Source organism: Tessaracoccus pujii (assembly GCF_054483895.1).
The window spans coordinates 907913-930215 of record NZ_CM137012.1 but is presented as its reverse complement, the minus strand read 5'-3'; the positions used below and the strand labels follow the sequence as shown (position 1 = coordinate 930215).

General features: G+C 70.2%; 21 protein-coding genes. 1 reads left to right on the top strand and 20 read right to left on the bottom strand.

Annotation, left to right across the window (positions count from 1 at the left end):
- Positions 1-16 precede the first annotated feature (16 nt).
- The gene (locus tag ACX1D0_RS04495; protein ID WP_459019695.1) at positions 17-1264 is read left to right on the top strand and encodes a DUF349 domain-containing protein; all 1248 of its coding nucleotides are present in this window, start codon (positions 17-19) and stop codon (positions 1262-1264) included.
- Here the strand turns inward: ACX1D0_RS04495 and ACX1D0_RS04490 are convergent.
- The 20 genes from ACX1D0_RS04490 to hisD all read right to left on the bottom strand — a co-directional run bounded on the left by ACX1D0_RS04490 (position 1261) and on the right by hisD (position 22293).
- On the bottom strand, positions 1261-3534 hold the full coding sequence (locus tag ACX1D0_RS04490; RefSeq protein ID WP_459019694.1) for a RelA/SpoT family protein: 2274 nt from the start codon (positions 3532-3534) through the stop codon (positions 1261-1263). The genes ACX1D0_RS04495 and ACX1D0_RS04490 overlap by 4 nt on opposite strands.
- A gap of 42 nt (positions 3535-3576) precedes the next feature.
- Entirely contained in the window at positions 3577-4662 is a 1086-nt protein-coding gene (locus ACX1D0_RS04485; RefSeq protein WP_459019693.1) for a potassium channel family protein, read from the bottom strand.
- A 3-nt stretch (positions 4663-4665) separates the two neighbouring features.
- Positions 4666-5208, bottom strand: a complete 543-nt coding sequence (locus ACX1D0_RS04480) for an adenine phosphoribosyltransferase (RefSeq protein WP_459020385.1) — start codon at positions 5206-5208, stop codon at positions 4666-4668.
- Positions 5208-6329, bottom strand: a complete 1122-nt coding sequence (gene secF / locus ACX1D0_RS04475; RefSeq protein WP_459019692.1) for a protein translocase subunit SecF — start codon at positions 6327-6329, stop codon at positions 5208-5210. The genes ACX1D0_RS04480 and secF overlap by 1 nt, the downstream gene beginning before the upstream one ends.
- The gene (gene secD / locus ACX1D0_RS04470; RefSeq protein ID WP_459019691.1) at positions 6329-7951 is read right to left on the bottom strand and encodes a protein translocase subunit SecD; all 1623 of its coding nucleotides are present in this window, start codon (positions 7949-7951) and stop codon (positions 6329-6331) included. Before secD ends, secF begins: the two co-directional genes overlap by 1 nt.
- A gap of 2 nt (positions 7952-7953) precedes the next feature.
- Positions 7954-8388 carry a preprotein translocase subunit YajC gene (gene yajC, locus ACX1D0_RS04465; RefSeq protein ID WP_459019690.1) on the bottom strand — a complete coding sequence of 145 codons (435 nt, stop codon included), beginning with the start codon at positions 8386-8388 and terminating at the stop codon, positions 7954-7956.
- Between the two features lie 97 nt (positions 8389-8485).
- Positions 8486-9268: an HAD-IIA family hydrolase gene (locus ACX1D0_RS04460; protein WP_459019689.1), complete on the bottom strand. Its 783-nt coding sequence runs from the start codon at positions 9266-9268 to the stop codon at positions 8486-8488.
- Between the two features lie 42 nt (positions 9269-9310).
- The gene (ruvB, locus tag ACX1D0_RS04455) at positions 9311-10330 is read right to left on the bottom strand and encodes a Holliday junction branch migration DNA helicase RuvB (RefSeq protein WP_459019688.1); all 1020 of its coding nucleotides are present in this window, start codon (positions 10328-10330) and stop codon (positions 9311-9313) included.
- Positions 10330-10938 (bottom strand): Holliday junction branch migration protein RuvA, encoded by a 609-nt coding sequence (gene ruvA / locus ACX1D0_RS04450; protein ID WP_459019687.1) that lies wholly within the window; start codon positions 10936-10938, stop codon positions 10330-10332. Before ruvA ends, ruvB begins: the two co-directional genes overlap by 1 nt.
- Positions 10935-11456, bottom strand: coding sequence for a crossover junction endodeoxyribonuclease RuvC (ruvC, locus tag ACX1D0_RS04445; RefSeq protein WP_459019686.1), 522 nt, complete (start codon positions 11454-11456; stop codon positions 10935-10937). Before ruvC ends, ruvA begins: the two co-directional genes overlap by 4 nt.
- An 11-nt stretch (positions 11457-11467) precedes the next feature.
- Entirely contained in the window at positions 11468-12241 is a 774-nt protein-coding gene (locus ACX1D0_RS04440; RefSeq protein WP_459019685.1) for a YebC/PmpR family DNA-binding transcriptional regulator, read from the bottom strand.
- Positions 12242-12295: 54 nt separating this feature from the next.
- A complete protein-coding gene (locus ACX1D0_RS04435; RefSeq protein WP_459019684.1) occupies positions 12296-13237 on the bottom strand; it encodes a GNAT family N-acetyltransferase in 942 nt (313 codons plus the stop codon).
- Between the two features lie 8 nt (positions 13238-13245).
- Complete coding sequence (locus tag ACX1D0_RS04430) at positions 13246-14040, bottom strand: lysophospholipid acyltransferase family protein (RefSeq protein ID WP_459019683.1); 795 nt, start codon at positions 14038-14040, stop codon at positions 13246-13248.
- Complete coding sequence (locus tag ACX1D0_RS04425; protein WP_459019682.1) at positions 14037-15557, bottom strand: lactate racemase domain-containing protein; 1521 nt, start codon at positions 15555-15557, stop codon at positions 14037-14039. Before ACX1D0_RS04425 ends, ACX1D0_RS04430 begins: the two co-directional genes overlap by 4 nt.
- Positions 15558-15574: 17 nt before the next feature.
- Positions 15575-17923, bottom strand: a complete 2349-nt coding sequence (locus ACX1D0_RS04420) for an HAD-IB family hydrolase (RefSeq protein ID WP_459019681.1) — start codon at positions 17921-17923, stop codon at positions 15575-15577.
- Positions 17916-18653 (bottom strand): bifunctional 1-(5-phosphoribosyl)-5-((5-phosphoribosylamino)methylideneamino)imidazole-4-carboxamide isomerase/phosphoribosylanthranilate isomerase PriA, encoded by a 738-nt coding sequence (gene priA / locus ACX1D0_RS04415; RefSeq protein ID WP_459019680.1) that lies wholly within the window; start codon positions 18651-18653, stop codon positions 17916-17918. The genes ACX1D0_RS04420 and priA overlap by 8 nt, the downstream gene beginning before the upstream one ends.
- Before the next feature lie 37 nt (positions 18654-18690).
- Positions 18691-19290, bottom strand: a complete 600-nt coding sequence (gene hisH / locus ACX1D0_RS04410; protein ID WP_459019679.1) for an imidazole glycerol phosphate synthase subunit HisH — start codon at positions 19288-19290, stop codon at positions 18691-18693.
- A gap of 8 nt (positions 19291-19298) precedes the next feature.
- On the bottom strand, positions 19299-19907 hold the full coding sequence (gene hisB / locus ACX1D0_RS04405) for an imidazoleglycerol-phosphate dehydratase HisB (RefSeq protein WP_459019678.1): 609 nt from the start codon (positions 19905-19907) through the stop codon (positions 19299-19301).
- Positions 19904-20995, bottom strand: coding sequence for a histidinol-phosphate transaminase (locus ACX1D0_RS04400; protein WP_459019677.1), 1092 nt, complete (start codon positions 20993-20995; stop codon positions 19904-19906). The genes hisB and ACX1D0_RS04400 overlap by 4 nt, the downstream gene beginning before the upstream one ends.
- Positions 20992-22293: a histidinol dehydrogenase gene (gene hisD / locus ACX1D0_RS04395; RefSeq protein WP_459019676.1), complete on the bottom strand. Its 1302-nt coding sequence runs from the start codon at positions 22291-22293 to the stop codon at positions 20992-20994. The genes ACX1D0_RS04400 and hisD overlap by 4 nt, the downstream gene beginning before the upstream one ends.
- Positions 22294-22303: the final 10 nt, after the last annotated feature.

The window sequence follows — 22303 nt, the reverse complement described above, 5'->3', positions numbered from 1 at the left end:
CGGCTAGATTGGGCGCATGAGCGAACCCCAAGCGCCCTCCGATTTCGGCCGCGTCGACGCCGACGGCACGGTCTATGTCCGTGTGGGTGACACAGAACGAAGTGTCGGGCAGATCCCCGATTCCACCCCTGACGAAGCAATGGCGTTCTACGTCCGGCGGTTCGAGAACCTGGCCGCCGAGGTGGGCCTGCTCGAGTCCCGGGTCGCGGCCCAGGCGATGTCGCCCGAAGAGGCACGCACGGCCATCACGACCGCCCGCGGAAACGTTGCCGAGGCCAACGCCGTCGGCAACCTCGAGGCCCTGACCCGGCGCCTCGATGCCCTGCTGGAGGTGCTGCCGGCCCAGATCGAGGCCCGCAAGGCCCAGCGGGCCGAGCAGAACGCCGTGACGGTGGCCGCGAAGGAGGCCATGGTCGAGGAGGCCGAGAAGCTGGCCGAGGGCGACGACTGGCGCGGCGGCGTGGACCGCTTCCGCGTCCTGCTCGACGAGTGGAAGGCACTCCCCCGCGTGGATCGGGCCACGGACAACGAGCTCTGGCACCGGTTCTCGTCGGCGCGCACGCAGTACACGCGCCGCCGCAAGACGCACTTCGCCGAGCTCAACCAGGTCCGGGACGGCGCCAAGGCCGCCAAGGAGGCCATCATCGCCGAGGCGGAGCCGTTGGCCGCCTCCACCGACTGGGGGGCCACCTCGGCGGCCTTCCGCGACCTCATGCAGCGCTGGAAGGCCGCCGGCAGCGCCCGGCGCGCAGACGACGACGGCCTGTGGGCGAAGTTCCGCGCCATCCAGGACTCGTTCTTCGAGGCCCGCACCGCCGCGCAGAGCGCCGTGGACGGGGAGCAGTCGGAGAACCTGGCCGCCAAGCAGACGCTCGTCGAGCAGGTGGAGAAGGACCTCGAGGGCGTGACTGACGTGGAGGCCGCCAAGACCATCCACCGGGACTTCCTCGCCAAGCTGGCAGACCTCGGCCACGTGCCGAGGGGCGCCATGCGTGACCTCGACGCCCGCGTGCGCACCGTCAGTGAGAAGGTGGCCGCGATGGAGGCCGACGAGTGGCGCCGTACGGATCCCGAGGCCCGCCGTCGCGCTGAGGACACGGTGCGCATGTTCGAGACCCAGATCGCCAAGCTGGAGTCGGATCTGGCGGCCGCAGAGGCCAAGGGCGATGCGAAGAAGGCCAAGGACGCCAAGCAGTCCATCGAGACCTACACCAGCTGGCTGGACCAGGCCCGCGAGACGCTCGCGGACTTCACGGCCCGCTAACCGGACACACGGAACACGTCGTAGACACCGGGGATCCGGCGCACCTGGGCGATCACATGCTGCAGGTGCGTCGGATCCGCTGATTCGAACGTCATCTTGCCGCTGAACTGGCGCTGCTTGTTGGTGGTGATGTTGACCGCGATGATGTCGACGTGGTGCTCCGACAGCACCGACGACACGTCGGACAGCAGCCGGGCCCTGTCGATGCCCTCGATCTGGATGGTGACCAGGAAGCTCGCTCCACGTTCGTGACCGGACCAGGCCACGTCGACGATGCGCTCGGGCTCGCGCATCAGCGCCGGCACGTTGGAGCAGTCCGCGCGGTGCACCGACACCCCTTCGCTGCGGGTCACGAACCCGATGATCTCGTCACCCGGCAGCGGGTAGCAGCACTTGGCGAACTTCGCCACCACCGCGTCGTCCCCGTCGACGAGGATGTGGGCTCCGTCGCGCACAGGCCGCCGGCGCTGCTTGACCACGACGTCCTCGGTGACCGTGTCGACGGCCTCCTCCTCCCCGCCGTGCAGCACGATCAGCTTCTCCACCACGCCCTGCGAGCCGAGGTGGCCCTCACCGATGGCGTTGTAGAGGCTCGGCACATCCTTGAAACCCAGCTCGTTGGCCACAGCGGTGAGGTTCTCGAGGGTGAGCAGACGCTGCATGGGGATGCCCGTGCGGCGCAGGTCCTTGGCGAGCGCATCCTTGCCCTGCTCGATCGCCTCGTCGCGACGTTCGCGGGAGAAGTGCTGCTTGATCTTCTGACGAGCGCGAGTCGATACGACGAACCCGAGCCAGTCCCTGCTGGGGCCGGCGCCCTCCGCCTTCGAGGTGAGCACCTCCACCTTGTCGCCCTGGGCCAGCCTGGTGCTCAGCGCCACGAGGCGGCCGTTGACGCGCGCCCCGATGCAGCGGTAACCCACCTGCGTGTGCACCGCGAACGCGAAGTCCACGGGCGTGGCGCCGACCGGCAGCGCGATCACCTCGCCCTTGGGTGTGAACACGTAGATCTCGTCGGAGTTGATCTCAAACATCACCGAGTCGAGGAACTCGCTGGGATCCTCCGTCTCCTTCGACATGACGCCGAGCTGATGCATGGCGCGCAGCCCGGCCTCCTCCGGCGTGACGCCGTGGCGGAGGTCCTCCTTGTACTTCCAGTGCGCCGCGACACCGTACTCGGCGCGGCGGTGCATCTCGTGCGTGCGGATCTGCAACTCGACCGGCTCGTTGTTGACCCCCAGGACGGTGGTGTGCAGGGACTGGTACAGGTTGAACTTCGGCCCGGCGATGTAGTCCTTGAACCGGCCCGGAATGGGTTTCCACGCGGCGTGCGCCACGCCGAGCACCGCGTAGCAGGTGGCGGTGTCCGCGACGAGGACGCGCAGCCCGATGAGGTCGTAGATCTCCTTGAAGTCGCGGCCCCGGACCATCATCTTCTGGTAGATCGAGTAGTAGTGCTTGGGCCGGCCGTACACGGTGGCGGTGATCTTCGCCTCACTGAGCAGGGTCTGGAACTCTGCGATGAGCTCGCGCAGGTAGCGCTCGCGGTAGGGCGCCTGCTGCGCCACCATGTCCACGATCTCCGCGTACACCTTGGGCTCGATGACGGCGAACGACAGGTCCTCGAGCTCCCACTTGATGGTGTTCATGCCGAGGCGGTGTGCCAGGGGGGCGAAGATGTTGAGGGTCTCCGTGGCGATGCGCACCTGCTTGTCCGGCCGCAGGAAGCCCAGGGTCCGCATGTTGTGCAGGCGGTCCGCGAGCTTGATCACCAGCACCCGCACCTCCTCGGAGGTGGCCATGATCATCTTGCGGATGGTCTCGGCCTTCGCGGTCTCCCCGTAGGTCAGCTTGTCCAGCTTGGTGACGCCGTCCACCATCCGCGCCACCTCGTCGGAGAACTCCACCCTGAGCTGCTCCAGCGAGTAGTCCGTGTCCTCCACCGTGTCATGGAGGAGCGCGGCCACCAGGACGGGTTCGGTCATGCCCAGTTCGGCCAGGATGGTGGCCACCGCGAGCGGGTGCGTGATGTAGGGGTCCCCGGACTTGCGCTTCTGGCCCTCGTGGTAATGCTCGGCCACCCGGTAGGCGCGCTCGATGAGCTCGAGGTCAGCCTTGGGGTGGTTGGACCTGACGATCCGGAACAGCGGGTCCAGGACGGCGGACTTCGACCGCACCGCGCCCAGCCGGGCCAGCCGGTGCCGCATGCGCAGCCGCGGCTGCTCGGGGCCGGTGACGAGGCGGGAGGCACCCGTGAGCGAGTCTTCGGACATCCGCCGCCTCCCTCCACTGCCTCAGGCGCCCAATCCTAGCCGCTAGTCGTCGTAGTGACGCGCGAGGAGGGCGTGGGCGTCCTTCGCCGGCGGTTGCGCCCGCCGCACCACGATCAGCTCGTCGCCGATCTCGATCTTGCCTGCGGTCTGGTCGTAGAACCGGCGCAGCGTCCCGTTGCGGATGATCCCGATCACCCGCTCGCCCTGGACCGCCGACGGGGGCTGCCCGGCCTCGTGGGACTCGGCCAGGCGCTGGTGGACCTCAAGGCCCTCGGCGCCGGTGAGCATGTCCTGCATGATGGTCCCGAGCTCGGGGCCGATGGCCGAGAGACCGAGCAGGCGTCCGACGGTTTCGGAGCTGGTCACCACGGACGAGGCCCCGGACTGGCGCACCAGGGGGACGTTCTCGTGCTCCCTGACGGCCACCACCACCCCCGCGGTGGGGTTGAGCTGGCGCACGGTGAGGGTGGCGAGGATCGCCGTGTCGTCCCGGTCCAACGAGATGATGACCTGTTTGGCCTTGCTGATCTCCGCCCGGCGCAGCAGGTCACGGCGCGTGGCGTCGCCCTGGAAGGCCGCAAGGCCGTCGAAGTTGGCGTCCGCGACGGCGCTGGCGTGGGCGTCGATGACCAGAATCTTCTCGGCCGGCTCGCCTTGGCGGCGCAGCGTGTTGACGGCGCTGCGCCCCTTGGTGCCGTAGCCGATGACGACGACGTGGTTACGCATCTTTCTCCTCCAGAACAGGTCCGCGATGCTGCGGCTGCCCTCCTTCGTCAGCACCTCGATGGTGGTGCCGACGAGGAGGACCAGGAAGCCGATGCGCAGCGGGGTGACGACGAGCACGTTGATGAGCCTGGCATGAGCGGCCACCGGGGTGATGTCGCCGTAGCCCGTGGTGGTCACCGTGACCGTCGAGTAGTAGAGCGCGTCCAGCAGCGAGACGCCGTCGCGAGCCGTGTTGTCCACGTAGCTCTCGTGGTCCAGCCACACGATCATCGTGCTGATCAGGAGCAGCAGCAGCGCCATCAGCGCCCGGCGGGCGAGTTCCTTGAACGGCGACGCGCTGATCCTGGGCAGGCTGACCAGCGACAGCACCCCACCGCGACCCCCGGGCTCCAGCTTGGCCATAGCTCAGACTGTCAGCACTGAGGTGAGGTTGTCGATGCCCATCTCGGCGAGCCGCTCGCGGCCGCCGAGGAAGCTGAGCTCGATGAGGACGCTGACGTGCACCAGATCCGCGCCCATCTGCTTGAGCAGCGCTGCTGTGGCCCCGACGGTGCCGCCGGTGGCCAGCACGTCGTCGACGACCAGGACCCGCGCTCCCGGGCGGATGGCGTCGCGGTGCATCGTGAGCGTCTCGAAGCCGTACTCCAGCTCGAAGGACTCGCTGATGGTCTCCCCCGGCAGCTTGCCCGGCTTGCGCACCGGCACGAACCCCGCACCCAGCGCCAGCGCGACGGGGGCGGCGAAGATGAACCCGCGAGCCTCCATGCCCACCACCACGTCGATCCCGCGCGGCGCCGTCGTCACCAGTTCCGTGACCGCCGCCTGGAAGCCGAGCGGCGAGGCCAGCAGGGGCGTGATGTCCTTGAACACCACACCTGGGCGGGGGAAGTCCGGCACGTCGGCGATGAGCCCGCCGACCAGGGCTCTCCGTTGGGCGGCTTCGTCCATCATGGCTTGCCCTTTCGTTCGGCCCTTGAGCCGGGCGTGCGCCGCTGCTGACGTACCGCGGTGGTCACCATGGTGATGCCCTCGGTGGCCATCAGCGGCTCGGCCGCGGCGTCAAGGGGGCTGCGGTGCGTCGCCTTCTGGGCGGCGCGCGACTTGCGTCGCTCGATCTGTGCGCGGTGCTCCGTCATGCCCGGCTCCCGCTCGCGCAGCCACGCCAGGATGGGCGCGGCGATGAAGAGGGAGGAGTAGGCGCCGGCGATCATGCCGACGAGCAGCGCCAGGCCGAGGTCCGCCAGCGGGCCGCTCTGCAGCGTGGCGCCGGCGATGAACAGCGCCAGGACCGGCAGCACACCGATCACGGTGGTGTTGAGCGAGCGCACCAGCACCTGGTTGACGGCCAGGTTGGCCTGTTCCGAGTAGGTCTTGTTGGTGTGCTCGATGCCGGCGACGTTCTCGCGGATCTTGTCGAACACCACCACCGTGTCGTACAGCGAGTACGCCAGGATGGTCAGCACACCGATCACGGTCGAGGGCGTCACCGTGAACCCGACGGCCGCGTAGATGCCCACCGTGACGAACAGGTCGTGGAAGACCGCGATGATGGCCGCCACCGACATCTTCCAGTCCCGGAAGTAGACCGTGATGAGGGCCATCACCAGCACGATGAACACCACGAGCGCGATGGTGCCCTGACGGGTGATCTGCTCGCCCCACGAGCCGCTGATCGCGTTGTAGGTGACGTTGTCCACCGTCGTGCCCGCGATCTCCGCCACCTCCGCACGGACCGTCGTGGTCTCGGCCGGGGTCAGGGCCCGGGTCTGGACCCGGATGGCGTCGTCGCCGAGGGCGAACACCTGCGAGTCCAGGTCCTTGACGGCCACGTCTGCCACCTGGGCGCGCACGTCGTCGACGGTGCTCTGCTGGATGGCCATCGGTGCCTGGAAATCCGTGCCGCCGCTGAACTCGATGCCCAGCGTCAGGCCCCTGATGGGCAGCAGGAGCAGTGAGATGGCGATGACGGCCGCCGAGATGATGAACCACCTGCGCCGGTTCTTCATGAAGTCGTAGCTCAACTGGCCCGTGTAGAGCCGCTCGGCGATCCCGAGCTTCCTGGCTGACATCACGCCTCCTGGGGGGTGGTCGTCGGGACGGTGCCCGGCCTGCGGCGCGTGCGGCGGCCGATGAGGGAGTCCCGGGTGACGCCCATGTGGCGGGCGTCCAGACCGGAGAGCCGGTGGCCCTCACCGAAGAACTTCGTGCGTCCCATCAGCTCGACGAGTGGCTTGGTGAAGAAGAACACCACGGCCAGGTCCAGCAGGGTGGTGAGGCCGAGCGTGAACGCGAAACCCTTCACGGCCCCGACTGCCAGCACGAACAGCACCACGGCGGACAGCAGCGACACAGCGTCGGAGATGACGATGGTGCCGCGCGCCTTCCGCCACCCGGCCACCAGCGCGGACTTGAGGCTGCGGCCTTCACGGATCTCGTCGCGGATGCGTTCGAAGTAGATGATGAACGAGTCTGCGGTGACGGCGATGCCGACGATGGCGCCGGCGATGCCGGGCAGGTTGAGCGCGAAGCCCATCACCTGACCGAGCAGGACCATCATCGCGTACGTGGCCGACGCGGCCACCGCGAGCGACAGCACCACGACGATGCCCATGCCCCGGTAGTAGAGGAAGCTGTACAGGGCCACCACGATGAGGCCGATGATGCCTGCGATGATGCCGACCCTCAGCTGCTCGCCCCCGAGGGTCGCGGACACCGTCTCCACCTGGGAGGGCTCGAACGACAGGGGCAGCGACCCGTACTTCAGCACGTTGGCCAGACCGGCGGCTGATTCCGCCGTGAAACCGCCGCGGATGATGGCCTCACCGTTGGTGATGCGGTCCTGTGCGGTGGCTGCGGACTCCACCTTCCCGTCGAGGACGATGGCGAACATGTTGCGTGGCTCGGCCGCACCCACCAGCGCGCCCGTCAGCGCGGACATGTTGGCAGTGCCGGGACCGTTGAAGCTCAGCGTGACCGCGTACTGCAGCTCGCCCTGGGGAATGCCGAAGGATGCGGTGCTGAGGTCCTGGCCGCGGACGGCCACCGGGCCGAGAAGGAACTTCTGCAGACCCTCGGGATCACACACCACCTGGGATCGGGTGGGGTCCTCGGTCACGTCGTCGCCGCAGGTGTAGTCCAGGAACCCCTGGTACTCCTCTTCCGTGGGCTCGTAGGCCAGCACCTCCGCGATGGGCAGCTGGTCCGTGGGCACCTCGCCTGCGCTGGGCGACGGCGAGGGGCTGGGGCTGGGGGGTGCCGTGGGCAGGCCCGGCACCGGGGAGGCCGACGGGTCCGGTGACGACGACGGGTCCGCCCCGGTGCCGGCGCCCACCTGGAGCACGGGGCGGAAAGCGAGCTGGGCGGTGGCGCCCACGAGCTCCACCAGGTCGTCGCGCGCCACGTTGGGGGCGGAGACCACGATGTGGCGCTCGCCCTGCACCACGACGGATGCCTCGCCGACGCCGAGCCCGTCGACGCGCTGCTGGATGATGCTGCGCGCCAGTTCGAGGGACTCCATCGGAACCGAGTCGTTCTCGGCGGTCAGGGTGATCGTCTGGCCGCCCTGCAGGTCCAGGCCGAGTTTAGGGGTCCAGGTGCTCGTGGCCGCCATGATGACGTAGAGCCCCGCGATGATGAGCAGGAAGACGGTGAGGACGACGCCGGGGCGCCCCCTCTTAGCTGTGGTGGCCACTGTTACTTGGTGTCCTCCGGGCGCTGTTGCGCGCCGCGATCCTGGAAGAAGTCGTCATCGGCCGGAGCGTCCTCGGCGGGCGTCACAGCCTCACCGGAGGTGACGTCCTCGCCCAAGGACAGCTCGTCGGGGGTCTCCCCCTCGACGACGTTCTCGTCGGTGAACTCGAACTCCTCGTCGTCTGCTGTCACGGTCCGCGCCACGTTGCCCTTGAGCACCGTGACCTCCACCCCGGGGGCGAGTTCGACGATGAGCTGCCGCTCTCCGACGTAGGCGATGGTGCCGAACATGCCGGAGGTGAGGAGGACGCGCGACCCCACACTCAGGCTCGACTGCATCTCCTGGTGCTGCTTCGCCCGCTTCTGCTGCGGGCGGATCATCAGGAAGTACATGACCGCGAACAACGCGATCATCATGAGAATCAGATCAAAAGGCATAGTTTCACTCCGAGAGACGGTGGGCCACCGCTCAGGATAGCGGAGGTGAGTGGTGCAGGTCCGTCCGGCAGCGCGGCGCGGCGCGGATCGGGGCGGGTCAGTCGGTGTACTCGAGCATCTGATGGACGCCGTCGAGGATCTCCACCGGCCGGTAGGGGAACTGCACGAGCGATGCGGCCGTGGAGATGCCGGTGAGGACCAGGACCGTGTGCAGCCCCGCCTCCATGCCGGCGACGATGTCGGTGTCCATGCGATCACCGATCATGCCGGTCTCCTCCGAGTGCGCCCCGATCTTGTTCAACGCTGAGCGGAACATCATGGGATTGGGCTTGCCCACCACGTAGGGCTCCCTCCCCGTGGCCTTGGTGATGAGCGCCGCGACGGCGCCCGTCGCCGGCACCACGCCGGTGGGCGTGGGGCCCGTCGCGTCCGGGTTGGTGGCGATGAACCGGGCGCCAGCGTCGATGAGCCTGATCGCGGTGGTGATGGCCTCGAAGGAGTAGGTTCGGGTGTCGCCGATGACGACGAAGTCCGGGTTGCGGTCCGAGAGCACCATGCCCGCGTCGTGCAACGCCGTCGACAGGCCCGCCTCGCCCACCATGAAGCAGGAGCCGCCCGGGATCTGCTCGGCCAGGAACTTGGCGGTGGCCATGCCGGAGGTCCAGATCCGCTCCTCAGGCACGTTGAGCCCGGAGTCCCTGAGCCGGGCCGACAGGTCCCGCGGCGTGTAGGTGGCGTTGTTGGTGAGCACGAGGAACGGCGTCCCCGTGGCCACCCAGTGGTCGATGAGCTCCTGCGCGCCCGGGAGCGCGCGGTTGTCATGCACCAGCACGCCGTCCATGTCGGTGAGCCAGGCCTTGATGTCTGCACGCGTCCGCATGCCCGTAGGCTACCGGCCCGCGCGTGCCCGCAGCCGCCGGTGTCAGTCGAACAGCGCGGGGTTCGACGACGGCACGCTCATGCCGAGATGGGTATAGGCGGCCCGGGTGGCCACGCGGCCGCGCGGCGTGCGCACCATGAATCCCTGACGGATGAGGAAGGGCTCTGCGACCTCCGCGACCGTCTCGATCTCCTCACCGACGCTGAGCGCCAGCGTGGACAGGCCGACGGGCCCGCCGTCGAACAGGCGGCACATGGCGTCCAGCACCGCCCGGTCCAGCCGGTCGAGGCCGCGCTCGTCCACCTCGTAGAGCTCCAGCGCCGCCCTGGCCACGGAGCGGTCCACGTCCGGGTGGCCGCGCACCTGCGAGAAGTCGCGGACGCGCCGCAGCAGGCGGTTGGCGATCCGCGGGGTACCCCGTGACCGGCGGGCGATCTCGCGCTGCGCGTCGTCGTCGATCCGCACGCCCAGCTTCCCCGCCGAGCCGGCGACGATCCCCTCAAGGTCCGCCGCGGCGTAGAAGTCCAGCTGGGCGGTGAAGCCGAACCGGTCCCGCAGCGGCCCGGGCAGCAGGCCGGCACGCGTGGTGGCGCCGACGAGCGTGAACGGCGGCAGCTCGATCGGGATGGCGGTGGCACCCGGCCCCTTGCCGACGATGACGTCCACCCGGAAGTCCTCCATGGCGAGGTACAGCATCTCCTCCGCCGGCCGGGAGAGGCGGTGGATCTCGTCGAGGAACAGGACCTCACCCTCGTCGAGGCCGGAGAGGATCGCGGCCAGGTCCCCGGCGTGCTGGATGGCGGGGCCCGACGAGATCCGGAGGCCGGTGCCGAGCTCCGCGGCGATGATCATGGCCAGCGTGGTCTTGCCCAGGCCCGGCGGGCCGGAGAGCAGCACGTGATCCGGCGCCGTGCCTCGATGGCGGGCGGCGTCCAGGACCAGCGCCAGCTGTTCGCGCACCCGCGGCTGGCCCTCGAACTCGGCGAGCCGTTTCGGCCGCAGGGCGGCCTCGTAATCGCGATCCTCGACGTCCGCCGTCGGATCGACCTCGGGGTTGATCACTAGCGCCTCGCCAACGAGTTGAGCGCCGCGCGCAACAGCTTCGCCACGCCGACGGAGGGGTCCTCCTCGACGAGGTGGGCGACGTTGTCACACGCCGCCGCCGCGTCGCGCGCGGACCAGCCCAGCCCCTGCAACCCGTCGCTGACCTGCGCGCGCCACGCGTCGCCGTCCACGGGCGCGGGCCCGTCCCCGACGGGTGCGTCGGCGAGGAGGAGCACCTTGTCCTTCAGTTCGATGATGAGCTTCTGAGCACCCTTGTGGCCGATACCGGGGACCGCACACAGCCGCTTGATGTCCTCCGTGAGCACCGCGCGGCGCAACTCACCGGGGGTGAGCACGGAGACGATGGCCAGCGCCAGCTTCGGGCCCACGCCCGTGGCGGTCTGCGCCAGCTCGAACGCCTCCCGCTCACCCTCGTCGCCGAAACCGAACAGCGTCATCGAGTCCTCGCGGACCACCAGAGTGGTGTGCAGGGTGGTGCGCTCCCCAGGGCGGAGCCCGGCCGCGGTCTGGGGTGTGGTGAGCACGCGGTAGCCGACGCCGCCGACGTCGATCACGCCGGCGGTGGCGCCCGCCGTCACGACGGTGCCGGTCAGTTGGGCGATCATCGGTTCCCCTTCGCCGCCGCGACCGCGGCCGCGTAGCGGTTGGTGGCGCCGCCGCGCCAGGCGTGACACACCGCGACGGCGAGCGCGTCCGCGGCGTCGGCGGGCTTCGGCGGCTCCGTGAGCCGCAGGATCCGGGTGACCATGAGGGAGACCTGCGCCTTGTCCGCGCTGCCCGATCCCGTCACCGCGGCCTTGACCTCCGACGGCGTGTGGAACGCCACCGGCAACCCACGGCGGGCGCCGTTCAGCGCCGCGACCCCGGCGGCCTGGGCGGTGTCCATCACCGAGGACAGGTTGTGCTGCGAGAACACGCGCTCGATGGCGACGGCGTCCGGCGCGAAGTCGTCGAACCATTCCGCCAGGCCCACCTCGAGGGCCAGCAGCCGCTGGGCCACGTCGAGCCCCACCGCGGTGCGGACCACACCCACTGCCACCAAGGTGGGGGGGCGGCCGACGGTGCCGTCGACGATGCCCACACCGCAGCGGGTGAGTCCGGGGTCGATGCCGAGGATGCGCATGGCCTGGGTGATCAGTCCTCGGACTCGAGGGCCTCGGCGACCTCGGGGGTCACGTCGAGATTGGTGTAGACGTTCTGCACATCGTCGGAGTCGTCCAGGGCGTCGATGATGCGGAACACCTTCTGCGCCACGTCCACGGAGTCGACCTCCTGCTCGAAGGAGGGGACGAACTGCACCTCGGAGGAGTCGTAGTCCAGCCCGGCCGCCTCGATGGCCTTACGGACCTCGACGGTGTCGTTGGGGTCCGAGACCGCCTCCCACACGTCGCCGTCGTCGTCGACCTCTTCGATGCCGGCCTCGAGGGCCGCCTCGAGCAGGTCGTCCTCGACGATGTCCCTGCCGCCCTGCTGCTTGGGAACGGTCACCACGCCCTTGCGGGAGAACAACCGCAGCACGGAGCCGACGTCGGCCATGGTCCCGCCGTTGCGGGTGACCGCGACGCGCACGTCCGAGGCGGAACGGTTGCGGTTGTCCGTCAGGCACTCGATGAGGATGGCGACGCCGGCCGGGCCGTAGGCCTCGTACATGATGGTCTCGTAGTCCGCCCCGCCGGACTCGGCGCCCGAGCCGCGCTTGACGGCGCGGTCGATGTTGTCGTTGGGCACAGAGGACTTCTTGGCCTTCTGGACCGCGTCGTAGAGCGTGGGGTTGCCTGCCAGGTCCCCGCCGCCCAGCCGCGCCGCGACCTCGATGTTCTTGATCAGCTTGGCAAACAGCTTCCCCCGCTTGGCGTCGATGACGGCCTTCTTGTGCTTGGTTGTTGCCCACTTGGAATGGCCGCTCATCCGGACCCACCTTCTCGCGCTCGTGTCAGACTGCTCGTGACAGCTTATCGCGGGTCAGGGAACCACCTTCGAGAGCAGCGCCACGGCGTCGCGTGTCGTCCAGCCGAGGTCCGCGCACAGCCGCTGGACGCCCACTCCGTCGGGCGTGTCGATGCCGATGCCCGCCTCCCGGCAGCCCGCGTCGCGCATCGCCAGCAGGCAGTGGCCCATCAGCGCCAGCGAGATCTTCCTCCCGCGATAGGCCGGGTGCACCCCGAACCGCTCGATCCACCCGATGGGCGTGCCGTCGTCCTCGGTGTCGCCCAGGCCGCTCATGGCGTAGCCGACCACCTCGTCCCCGGCGCGCGCGATGAAGGACCACTCGGGGCGGAAGTCCGGGTCCGCGACCCTGGCGGCCCAGGTCTCCCGGGTCACCTCCTTGCCCATGCCGTCGAAGCACACGTTGTGCAGCTGACGCACGGGCTCGGAGTGGGCGGTTTCGAAGGGCTCCAGGAGCACACCGTCGACGGTGGGCACGGTGAGCGGGACCGTGAGGTCGCGTTGGAGGTCGTAGGAGTAGCGCTCGGGCGTGAATCCCAGGTGGGAGGCCACCCGAGCCAGGCCTGGTCGGCCCAGCTCCGCGTAGCAGCCCAGCCACAGCGGTTGTCCCGGCCGGAACTCGTCGCGCCACGCGGCCGCGTGGGTCATCTGCCAGTGCAGCAGCGCCGTGCCGATGTGCAGGTGACGGTGGGTGGGGTGCACGCCGCCCATGAGGTACATCCGCGGCGGGTCCGTCTCCGCGATGTAGGTCACGCCGTAGGCCGACAGCGACTGGTAGGAGTCGAACCCACCCACGGCGTGCGCCACGAGCAGGTTCCGGCCGGTGATCGACGCCGCGACCCCGGAGAGGACGGAATCCTCCAACGCGTCGAGCTGGTCCCGGAACTGGTCCAGGTCTTCAGCATCGTCCGGGCCGAGGAGTCGCCACGCGAGGTGAGGCTCCACGTAGGCGTCCATGCCGTCCGCTACCGCCAGATCCGGGACTCTGGGGCCGAGGCCGGCGCCGCCTGATCCCAGAGCCTCCGCCAGCGGGGGGCCGTCGGCGTGGGGCGCTCGCCCGTCCCGCCGCCGTGGCGACGCTGGACGGTCCACCAGGAGAGCTCGCCCTCGTGCACCAGCTCCTCGACGCGGGCCTGCAGCTCGGCCGAGGCCTCCACCAGGGACCGCCCGCGGGTGTAGATGGGTGCGCCGAAGCGGATCGACACCTTGGGCCTGCTCCGCAGAGCCAGCTTGAGGATGTCCTTGAGCTTGAAGGTGCCGACGATGCCCACCGGCACGATGGGCACGTTGTGCTGGTTCGCGAGGTCCGCCGGGACCGTGGAGAACTCGCCCACGAGGCGGCGACCGACCGGCTCGTCGGCGAACACCACCACGTTGTGGCCGCGGGCGATCGCACGGGAGGGCGCGATCATGGTGGGCCGCACGCGCGACGGGAGCGCCAGCCGGAGCAACTGGTAGTCCAGGGCGCCCTGCTCGTTGGCGGCGAACACGACGGGCGGCTGCAGGCCGGCGATGCTGTCTCCGGAGACGAGTTCGACGTCGAGGCGCAGGCTCAGCATCCGGAGCATGAGGTGCCGGCCGGAGAGCCGGGCGCGCAGGCTCAGCCTGTCGCGGGAGGCCTGGGTGCGCGCGGGGGCACCGGCCGGTGTGCCGGGCCGGAGCAGGTCGGAGGCGATCTGCGCGATGTCGCGGGGCCAGGTGAGCCGCGGCCCGCGATGACCGCGGCGGCTCTGCGCCCAGGACGACAGCTGACGGCTCATCGCACGTCGCCCAGCGCCAGCCCCGGTCCGCGTAGCACCGTGATGGACGGGGTTGGACCTACGTGGTTCGAGGCGATCTCCAGCGCGTCTGCGTAGGTGGTGGCCGCGCGGTGCCCCAGCAGTGCGGCGCTGCGCCGGTCCCCGCCCACCCAGACGACGTCCGAGAAGTGCGCGGCCGCCCTGGCGGTGGCGTACCACTGGTGGAACACCCGGAGGGGGTGCTCGGCGAACTGCTTGCGGTACAGGTCCAGGTACCACTCGTCGTCGATGGCGCGCGGCTCGTAGACCGCCGCGATCTCGGCGGGGTCCGTGGTCTGCGGCAGGACGGTGGCGAAGAAATCCGCAGCCGCGCTCTGGCGCCTGTTGGAGAACCGCTTGCGCAGCGGATGGAAGGCGATGAGCGCCCCACCTTCGCGCGTGTACGGGGTGCCGACGTGCGACCCGGCCCGGGTCACCAGAGCGTGATGCGCCGCACTGAGCGGCGAGCCCACCGGATCCCCCTCGTCGATGGATGCCCCCCACACCGAGGTGACCAGCACGTCGGATCGGCCCTTCAGCTCCACCGCGTTGGCGGCCTTCCAGACCAGCCGTGAATCGGCGAACACCCGCGCATGGTCCCCGCCGAGGACGTCGACGACGGCGTAGTCCGCGCGGGGGTTGCCGTGCAGCAGCTGCGCCCCCTGGCGCGGCAGCGCCGCGACGATCTGGCGAGCGCCGGCGAGCGACAGCTTGTCCGCCAGGCTCCACTCCCACTCGCGCTTCGAGGCGAACCGCAGCGAACGCGACAGCAGGGGTTGCCCCAGCACCGCCACCACAGCGAACGTGCGAACCGTGTCGTGGACCAGGCGTTCCACGGCCCGGCAGTACTCGTCGTCGCGCTCCACGCCTTGGAGGCGGTTGAGGGTCCGCACGTCGGCGAGGCCCGCGACGAAGGGGCACTGCTCCCCGGAGTCCGCGCGGGCCGAGACGAGCACCACGAGATCCGACGACGCCACGCGCCGGTTGAACCTCACCGGGGCACCGTCGACGTCACCGAGGGTGACCAGGTCCGATGCCGTCACGTCGTGGCTGCTGACCAGGCCGTCGGGCAGGAAGGAGGTGGCCACCCGGTCGCCCAGGACGTCGGTGATGTGGGCGGCGTTCCAGCGCTGCCGCAATCCTGTGGCGATGACGAGTTCGACGTCGTCCACCCCGGCCCGCGCGGCCGTCTCGAGCACCCGCTCCACCAGCGTGCGACGGATCTCGAACTCGGGGCGCGGCAGCGGCCGCGTGGAGTCCACCACCACGATCGTGAGCCGGGTGTCCGGCTTCAGCTGCGCGGCGAGGGGCTCCGCCCCGAGAGGCGCGGCGAGCGCCGCGTCGATCAGGGCGACGGGATCCGTCGAGGGGACGGCGTCTGCCGGGTACACCACCCTGGTGCCCAGCCCCATCCGCTCCTGGCGGACGTCTGCGCCGGCCATGGTGAGCAGTGGCGGCGTCTTGTCATCGACCTCCAGTACGAATCCTGGACGAGACATCGGATGTTCCTTTCCGTTCACGACATCCTCCAGCGCGGCAGCGGCGACATGGCGGGCCATTCGACGATGGACCAGCCCTTCGTCTTGGCTGCCCGCATCAGGCCGATGTCCGGGCTGACGGCCACCGGGTTTCCGACGGTGGTGAGCATGGGGAGATCGACATGGCTGTCGGCATAGCCGTAGGACTGGCTGAGGTCGAGGTCGTGCAGCGCCGCGTAGTGGGTCAGCCATGCTGAGCGCGACTCCCCCACCATCGGCGGACCGCTGAGGAAGCCGGTGCAGCGCCCCGACTCGTCGGTGGCCAGCTCCGCCGCGAGGATCGTGTCGAACAATCCCTCGAACGGCCGGGTGAGGGGCCGGATCACTCCGGTCATGAGGATGGTGGTGTGGCCTGCGTCACGGTGCTCCCTGATCCGCCGGATGGCATCAGGCGACATCCGGTCCAGGATCTGGGGTGCGAGACGCTCGTCGACGTAACTCTCCAACGCGGCCAGGTCCGCCCCCGCGTAGCGGCGGTAGATGGAGCGCAGGAACACGCCACGGTCCCGGCGCTCGGCGCCCAGGTACATCGGCAGCTGCGCAGCGACCCGCGCGACCTCGATCGCCCGGCGCATCGGGGACAGCTCCGGCAGCCGCGCCCACAGATAGGTCTCGACCACGTTGGTGGCCATGACCGTGCCGTCGAGGTCGAACGCCGCCAGCACCGTGCCGGGCTCGGCCGGTTTGAGGTCGCGGAAGGTGGCAGAGCGCGCCTGGCGACGCTTGCGTGCCGCCTCGAGGCGGCGCACCGGGTTGGTGATGGCCGGGATGTGCACCTCCTCCAGGTAGTGCCTCCACGTGTAGGAGGCGGAGTCGAAACCGAACGACTCCTTGTCCTCCGGGTGCAGGGAGTGGTGCAGCACCAGGGCGGCGTCGTCGACGAAGTGCAGCTCGGACTGGAGGTACTCGCCGTACAGCGTGAGGTACTTGCTCAGGAAGTCCAGCTGCTTGCCGGACTTGTCGAGCTGGGTGGCCCAGGCCCGGGTGGTCTTGCCGCGGGGCGCGAAACTGAGCGCCGCGTTGCCCAGCGCCACGCCCTTCTGGGCCACCCACATGAACTTCTCGATGGGCTCGGCCCCGGGGAAGGTCCACGTGGCCAGCGGGGTGGAGCCCTGGCCGGAGGTGTAGGGATGCTCCGAGAAGTAGCTGCGGACGTGCTCATACACCCCGCGGAACGTGAGCGGGTTCCTGGCCCCCGACGAGCCGTGGTAGTACTCCGGACGCCCGATCTCGGGGGTGGTGGCGCACACGGCGATGATGCCGTTGACGATGAAGTCGCACGGGATGATGTCGATGACCGCGTCCGGCGAGGCGGGGAACTCGGGCAGTTGGCCCCGGCCGTAGGCCAGGATCAGCGGCTCGGCCATCTTGAAACCCTCGATCCAGCCCGGGTAGGGGTGGCGCAGCGACGATTCGACGATGGCGGGACGGTAGATGGAGACGCGGAAGTCCTGGCCGAGATCTGCCACCACCCGCTCGCCCAACGCCTTGGCGAACGTGTAGACGTCCGTCCAACCCAGCGAGCGCGCGCGCTCCGTGCCCGCCTGGACCAGCTCCCGCTTGACCCACTCCTCACGCCGACGCTCGGTATCCCGCGAGGTGGTGAGGTAGCCGGCCTTGGCGTGCAGCGCCTCTGCCTCCTTCCGGAGGGCCGTCAACTGGCCGGCCTCCCGGGAGCGGGCCTCGATGTGTTCCTTCATGGCCAGCGCAGCCACGGTCTCGGCCTCGTAGTCCACGTCGTGGACGTGCGCCGCCTCCGGGATGGCGCCTCGCCGCCTGCCGGCGGTGTAGGCCGTGGAGACGTGCACGTAGTGCGGCACCTTCACCAGCGTGCCCGCGTCGTCGGAGCACGCCTGGCGCAGCTTCGTCAGCAGCGCCTTGGTGCCGATGACGTTGGTCATGAACGCCTGGTCGATGGGCGGGTCGAAGGAGACGTCCCCGGCGCAGTGCAGCAGCACGTCCAGGTCACGCGGGAGGTCCGGCACGTTGGGCAGGTCGCCCTCGATGACCTGGACGCGGGAGGCCATCAGCGCCTCGATGCCGCCGGAGGCATCCACGATGGGCTTGAAGATCTTCTTGGCCAGCAGCGAGGCGACGCGCTGCTGCGCCGTGACGGAACCCTTGCGGCGCACGAGGACGGCGGTGGTGGTGTCCGGGCACTCGGTGAGCACCTTCCACAGCAGTTGCTCACCGATGAACCCGGTGACGCCGGTCATCACGATCTTCTTCGCCTTGAGCAGGTCCGCGATCCGGCCGTTGAGCAACGGCGGGACGTGCACCAGCTTGGGGTTGACCTCGCCGAAGGTGCTCGCCGGTGGCCTAGGCATGCTCGTCTCCCCCGGCGACGCTGAGCGCCTCCTCAATGGTGAACCGGCCCAGGTAGAGGGCGGTGCCGATGATGGCGCCCTCCACTCCCTGCGGCACCAGGAGCCGGAGGTCCCGGAGGTTCTCCAGCGTGGCGATGCCGCCGGAGGCGATCACCTTCTGGCCGCTGCGCTTCGCCACCGCCAGGAGCAGGTCCGTGTTGGGGCCGGTGAGCATACCGTCGGCGTTGACGTCCGTGACGACGAACCGCTCGCAGCCCGCCGCGACCAGCCTGTCCAGCGTTTCCGGCCACGGCCCACCCTCGGTGGTCCAGCCTCGCGCCGCCAGGTTCTCCCCCCGCACATCGAGGCCGATGGCGATCCGGTCCCCGTGCTCGGCGATGATCCGCTCGCACCACTGCGGGTTCTCCAGCGCGGCGGTGCCGATGTTGACGCGGCGCGCGCCGGTGGACAGCGCCCGCTCGAGGGAGGCGTCGTCGCGGATGCCGCCGGAGAGCTCCACGTTCAGGTCGAGGCGCCCGACGATGGAGCGCAGGAGCTCGGCGTTGCTGCCTCGCCCGAAGGCGGCGTCGAGGTCCACGAGGTGGAGCCACTCGGCTCCACCGTCCTGCCAGCGCAGCGCGGCATCGAGCGGGTCACCGAACTCCTTCTGCGACCCCGCGATCCCCTGCACCAGTTGGACGGCCTGGCCGTCCTGCACATCGACGGCGGGCAACAGCTGCAACTTCTCCACAACGCCCAACCCTATCCGAAACCGACGCGTGCGCCGGCTACCAGGAACCGAGCCAGTTGCCGATGAGCCGGGCCCCGGCGGCTCCGGACTTCTCGGGGTGGAACTGGGTGGAGCTCACGGCGCCACGCTCAACCGCGGCCACGAAGGTCGCGGCCTCGTGGCGGGCCGTGGTGACGAGCGCGTCCTCAGGCGCATGCGTGGCCGCGTAGCTGTGCACGAAGTAGAACCGCTCCCGGGCCAACCCGGCGAAGAGCCGGGTGCCCTCGGGGGGCGCCACGGTGTTCCATCCCATGTGTGGCAGCCGGCGGGCCTGCAGTTGCTCGACGCGACCGGCGAACAGGCCGAGCCCGGGCGTGTCGACGCCGTGCTCGGTTCCGCCGTCGAACAGCACCTGGTGCCCCACGCAGATCCCGAGGAGCGGGCGCTCCGCCGCGACCCAGTCCGCGATCAGCTCGACGCCACCCGCAGCTCGGAGCCCCGCCATGCAGGCGGCGTAGGCCCCCACGCCCGGCACGACGAGCGCGTCCTGCCGGCGCAACGCGTGCAGGTCTGCCGACACGACCAGCTCCGCACCGGCGTTCACCAGGGCGCGCGCGGCGGAGTGCAGGTTGCCCGAGCCGTAGTCGAGCAACCCCACCCGGCGGGTCAGAGCGCCCCCTTCGTGCTGGGCACGCCCTGGACGCGCGGGTCGATCTCTACCGCGTCGCGCAACGCGCGGGCCAGGGCCTTGAACTGGGCCTCGACGATGTGGTGCGGGTCGCGGCCGGCCAGCAGCGTCAGGTGAACGCACAGTCCGGCGTTGAGGGCCAGGGCCTCCACCACGTGGTACGTCATGGAACCGGCGTAGGCGACGCCCGAGCCGCCGATGCGCGCATAGACCTGCCCCTCCGGCTCGCCCTTGCACACCACGTACGGGCGGCCCGCGACGTCGACGACGCAGTCCGCGACCGCCTCGTCGAGCGGCACCACCGCGTGGCCGAAGCGCCGGATGCCGGCCTTGTCGCCCAGCGCCTGCCGCAGCGCCTGGCCGAGGCAGATGGCGGTGTCCTCGATGGTGTGGTGGCCGTCGATGTGGAGGTCGCCGGTGGCCTGGACCGTGAGGTCGATGAGGGAGTGCTTGGCCAGCGCGGTCAGCATGTGGTCGTAGAAGCCCACCCCGGTGCTGATGGTGGAGCGGCCGGTGCCGTCCAGGTCCACGGTGACCGTGATGCTCGATTCGCTGGTGGCGCGTTCGACGGTGGCGGTGCGGGTCACGGGGTGGTCCCTTCGATGGTGGGGTTGAGGTCGACCAGTGCGTCGCGGAGGATGGCCATCTCCGTCGGGGTGCCCGCGGAGACACGGAGGAAGCCGGCGGGTCCGGTCTCCCGGACCAGGATGCCTCGATCGAGCAGGTCCTGCCAGACGCGGTGCCGGTCGGAGAAGCGTCCCATGAGGGAGAAGTTGGCCTGGGAGTCGATCACGGCGTAGCCGCGCCCGCGCGCCCAGTCCTCGAACCCGCGCGCCTCGGCGGCGAGCTGGCGGACCTGAGCGAGCAACTCCCCGGCGTGCGCCAGCGCCACCCGGGCCACGGCCTGGGTCTGGGTGCTCAGGTGGTAGGGCAGCCGGACGATCCGGCAGGCGTCGACGATGGCCGGGGCGGCCGCCAGGTAGCCCACGCGACCCCCGGCCAGCGCGAACGCCTTGGACATGGTGCGCGACACCACGAGCCGAGGATGCCGGTCAAGGATCTCCAGCGCCGACGGCGTGGCGGCGAACTCCTGATAGGCCTCGTCGACGACGACGATGGCGTCCGTGCCCGCGCAGATCTCGTCGATGACCTCCAGCGGCACGACGGTGCCGGTGGGGTTGTTGGGGGTGGCGATCAGGACCACCGTGGGTTCGTGCTCCCGGATGGCCTCGAGCACCAGCTGCGCGTCCAGGGTGTAGTCCGCGTTCCTGGCGACCGTGACGTAGTCCGTGCAGGTGTTGCGCGCGTACTCCGGATACATCGAGTACGTCGGCGTGAACGCCAGCACCCTGCGACCCGGGCCCCCGAACGCGGTGAGCAGGTGAGCCATGATCTCGTTGGAACCGTTGGCCGCCCAGATCCGCTCCGCCGTCAGCCCGTGGCCGAGGTAGGCAGCCAGGTCCTCCCGCAGCGCCGTGGCCTCCCGGTCCGGGTAGCGGTTGAGCGTGCCGGCGGCGGCCACCAGGGCGGCGGCCATCTCGTGCCGGATGAGGGGCGACGGCGGGTACGGATTCTCGTTGACGTTGAGCACCACGGGCACGTCGAGCTGCGGGGCACCGTAGGGCTCCTGGCCCACGAGGTCGGCGCGCAGCGGCAGGTCTGCGAGCGTGATCACCGCGCCCTCCGGACGGTGATGGCATTGGCGTGTCCCGGCAGGTCCTCCGCGAGCGCGAAACGCTCCACGCCGTCGGCGATGGCCATGAGCGCCTCCTCGGTGTAGCCGATCACGTGCACGGTCTTGATGAACGAGCGCACGGTGAGCCCCGAGGAGTGGCAGGCGCAGCCGGCCGTGGGCAGCACGTGCGTGGACCCGGCCGAGTAGTCCCCCAGCGACACGGGCGCGTAGTCGCCGACGAAGATGGCCCCCGCGTTGCGGATCCGGTTGGCCACGGCTTCGGCGTCCGCGGTCTGGATCTCGAGGTGCTCCGCGGCGTAGGCGTCGGCCACGGCGACGGCCTGGTCCACGTCGCGCACCAGGACGACGGCGGACTGGGGGCCGCTCAGCGCCGTGCGGATCCGCTCCACGTGCCGGGTGGCGGGCACCTGCACGGCGAGCTCCGCCTGCACGCGCGCCGCGAGATCAGGAGACGCGGTGATCAGCACGGAGGCGGCCAAGGGGTCGTGTTCGGCCTGTGAGATGAGGTCCGCGGCCACGAACGACGCGGTGGCGGTGTCGTCGGCGATGATCGCGATCTCGGTGGGGCCGGCCTCGGAGTCGATGCCGACGAGCCCTCTCACGAGCCGCTTCGCCGCGACGACGTAGATGTTGCCCGGTCCGGTGACGAGGGACACCGGCTCGCACAGCCCCGGCACGCCGTGGGCGAACATGGCGATGGCCTGGGCGCCGCCGACGGCGTAGACCTCCTCGACACCCAGGATGTGGCACAGGGCGAGGATGTTGGGGTGCGGCAGCCCGCCGAACTCCTTCTGCGGCGGTGAGGCCACGGCGATGGAGGGTACGCCGGCCACCTGCGCGGGCACCACGTTCATGATGACGCTGGAGGCGAGCGGCGCTAGGCCGCCCGGCACGTACAGCCCCACGCGCTCCACGGGGATGTTGCGCAACCCCACGCGCGCGCCGTCGGCGAGGATCGCGGGGGCGGGGTTGGTGTCGCGCTCCAGCTGCTCGGCCACGAGGCGGCGCCGCCTGATGGCCTCGGCGAACGCGTCGGCCAGCGCGGGGTCCAGCTCCTCGGCCGCCGTGGCCAGGGCGGCGGCGGGCACCCGGAGGGTGTCCGGGGTCACGCCGTCGAAGCGCTGGCAGTACTCGCGCAGCGCCTCCTCCCCCCGGTGGGCCACGTCCTCGACGATGGGGGCGACGATGGCGACGGCCGCCTCCACGTCGAATTCCCCCCTTGGAAGGTGGGCACGGTAGGCGTCGTCGACGCCCGTCAGATCCAGAACTCGCAGCACGGGGCCCAAG